Source organism: Kribbella sp. NPDC055071 (assembly GCF_053608045.1).
This window is the reverse complement of sequence record NZ_JBSGUS010000061.1, coordinates 1-3003: the sequence shown is the minus strand read 5'-3', so window position 1 is coordinate 3003 and position 3003 is coordinate 1. Positions and strand designations below refer to the sequence as shown.

3 protein-coding genes are annotated in these 3003 nt (G+C 43.7%); 2 read left to right on the top strand and 1 reads right to left on the bottom strand.

What is annotated here, in order from left to right; all coding sequences use genetic code 11:
* Together ACWF4Z_RS38145 and ACWF4Z_RS38140 are read left to right on the top strand one after the other, a co-directional pair.
* Positions 1 to 429: polysaccharide pyruvyl transferase family protein (locus tag ACWF4Z_RS38145; RefSeq protein ID WP_452248093.1), on the top strand; the 429-nt coding region annotated here is incomplete at its 5' end.
* A gap of 102 nt (positions 430 to 531) precedes the next feature.
* Positions 532 to 1721, top strand: a protein-coding gene (locus tag ACWF4Z_RS38140) for an IS3 family transposase (protein ID WP_087614167.1) whose coding sequence is annotated in 2 segments (ribosomal slippage) — positions 532 to 832 and positions 832 to 1721 — 1191 coding nt in all. Because the reading frame shifts where the segments join, the coding sequence is not laid out codon by codon here.
* Positions 1722 to 1781: 60 nt separating this feature from the next.
* Here ACWF4Z_RS38140 and ACWF4Z_RS38135 read toward each other — a convergent pair.
* Complete coding sequence (locus tag ACWF4Z_RS38135; RefSeq protein WP_017696212.1) at positions 1782 to 2783, bottom strand: LLM class flavin-dependent oxidoreductase; 1002 nt, start codon at positions 2781 to 2783, stop codon at positions 1782 to 1784.
* Between the last annotated feature and the right edge of the window lie 220 nt (positions 2784 to 3003).

The window sequence follows — 3003 nt, the reverse complement described above, 5'->3', positions numbered from 1 at the left end:
GATAAGGAGAAAGTGACTGACGAAGATTTTATTTCACAGATGAAGAAATGGGCAGAAAAAACAACTTACACAGAGCGTACCGATACGGTGCTGGATACGGTAGACACCATCGATTACGCTGATCGTGAAAAGCATTTTATGGAGATGCTGGACCGCATCGGCTCCAGTAAATTGGTGATTACCGACCACCTTCACGCGATGATTTTCTCGATTATCACCAAAACACCTTGCCTTGTCTTTGGAAACAGCTATGGCAAAGCCAAACATTCATATCGGGATTGGCTTGAAAGCTTAAACTTCATTGAGTATACCGATAAGAATGATGTTGGGGAGCTGGAGGGCATGATTGACCGCCTGCTTCAAGCAGAACCGAATGATGTTGATTTGTCTAAGGATTTTCAGCCGCTGATTGATTTTTTTGTTTCTTAAACGAAAAAGACTGCCCTCCTGATATTATCCCCTCTAAGTAGACAGTGTAAAAAGCCCGCTTTTCAAAAGTGGCTGTTACACTATACGTGGAGGGGATTTTTTATGGCGAGAAAAGGGCAACACTTTCAGCACTATACGAAAGAATTTAAGATGAAAGCTGTCAAAATGTACGAGGAAGGAAACAAAAGCTATAACACGTTAGCTGAAGAATTAGGGCTTCGAAGTTCAACCCAGCTCAAAAATTGGGTGAAAACATATCGGGAAGGCAAGTCTTTTGATGATCAAAGGGGAAAAGATACAAAGTCAGACAATCCTTTTATTGGACGCCCTAAAACAACGTTTAAAAGTGTTGAGGAAGAACGAGATTATTTAAAGGCACAGGTCGAATACCTAAAAAAGCGCTATCCAAATCTGCATGGGGAGGACGGATTTTGAAGGCAGCACGATTTGAAGCTGTTCACGAATTGAAGGACCGTTATCCGATTACGTGGCTGGTATGTATCGCCAAAGTGTCACGGTCAGGGTACTATAAATGGCGCAAGGCTCAAAGGTTTCGAATGGCAAGGCAACAGAGAGATCAGATCATAAAAGAGCACATCATGGCGATTCATCATTCACGCCCTTTCTATGGCTATCCTCGGATTACTGTCGCTTTAAAGAAAGAAGGTTTCTGCGTCAACCATAAGCGTGTTTACAGATTGATGAGAGAGATGAACATCCACTCGATTATTCGAAAAAAGCGTCGTTATTTTGGAAGAAAGGCATCGGTTGTCCTGCCAAACCGGCTTAACCGAGAATTTCAAACCAATCAGCCTAATCAGTTATATGTAACCGATATTACCTATATTGCTTGCGGACAACGATTCTATTATCTTTCTGCAGTACAAGATCTTTACAATAATGAGGTTGTCGCATGGAAACTGTCAAAGCGAAATGATCTTGAACTGGTGATGAAAACAGTGGAAAGTTTAACAGCTCAACGGGATGTCCAAGGGGCCATTCTCCACTCTGATCAAGGATTCCAATACACAACAAAAGCATATCAAAAGCGACTTGAAACCGTTGGTTTGAAGGGCAGCCATTCCCGTAAGGGAAACTGCCTGGATAACGCCTGTATCGAATCATTTTTCTCGCACCTCAAAACAGAGAATACATACTTTTCTTCATGTCAAACTGAAAAAGAGCTCCACAAAAGCATTAAAGATTACATCCAGTTCTATAATCACGAACGATTCCAGAAAAAATTAAACCAGTGTGCTCCGGTAGAATACCGTAACACACTGGTTGCTTAGGCTTTTTATGGCTGTCTACTTGACAGGGGTAAGACCAGATTCGGCAGGGCTTTTTAAAGATCAGTCAGCAAACGCCTCCTGCAATAATCGATACGATCGGAGCTTATCTTCAAAATGATGCGTGATGGTCACCACCATGATTTCCTCTGTTTCATACGCTTTACTCAAAGCTAGCAGCCGCTCCTTAACCTGTTCTTTCGTACCGACAATCATTCGATTTCGATTATCAGCAATTCGTCTCTGTTCATAAGGAGAATACGTATTTTTCCGAACAGCTTCATACGAAGGAACTCCCTCTAAAGGAATACCCTGCTCTCCCGCCAAAAGTGTAAAATCAAGCACAGCCCCAAGCTCCTCTGCCTTCTCCTCCGTGTCAGCACAAAGAACAAAAACAGCAACTGCCGCTCGAGGCGTATCTCCTAACACAGACGGTTTGAATCGTCTCTTATACTGTCTGACAGTACCCTCTCCGCCCTCTCCATTGATAAAATGGGCAAACATATAGCCAGCGCCAGATTCAGCTGCAAGCAGCGCGCTTTCTCCAGATGAGCCGAGCAGCCACACATCCGGAGCCGTTGAAATATGCGGCGCAGCGGTCAGATTCGGAAAACGGTGTTTGTCATCCGTCAAATCATGCAAATACATGGTCAGCTCCTTAATTTGCTGCGGATACTGATCAGCATTGCGCTTTCCGCCGTCATTCAGCGCCCATGATGCAATCGGCATTCCCCCCGGTGCTCTGCCAAGCCCCAGATCAATTCTTCCTGGTGTCAGCCCCTCCAGAACACGAAAGTTTTCAGCTACTTTATAAGCACTGTAATGCGGCAGCATGACTCCTCCTGATCCAACACGAATTCGCTTTGTTTTCGCTGCTATATGACTGATTAGCACCTCAGGACTGGACCCTGCCAGCCGTTTTGAAAAGTGATGCTCAGAAACCCAAAATCTCTTATATCCAAGGTCCTCAGCAGCTTGAGCAAGCGCAACGGTTTGCTGTAAGGCCGTTTCAGCATTGCTGCCCTCTGATACTGGAGATTGATCTAATATACTTAATGAAACCATCCCTACCACCTCATCCTCATCGTATCACTGATCTTCTATTTTTTCTCCAAAGCCGCTCACACTGCTTATCAGTGTCCCCTATCATTCGCCATTTATTTGTGAAAGCCTGTCCCTATTTGTCGGAATATGTTACACGTGAAACATAAAAAAACCTCTCCCGGTCGGGAGAGGTTTTTTCTTAATTCTTTTGAAAACCTTTATATTTTAAATATTGATTTAA

What these genes read in the sequence shown, in the direction of transcription:
- ACWF4Z_RS38135 (WP_017696212.1), bottom strand. Translation starts at nt 2,783, where the DNA reads ATGGTTTCATTAAGTATATTAGATCAATCTCCAGTATCAGAGGGCAGC.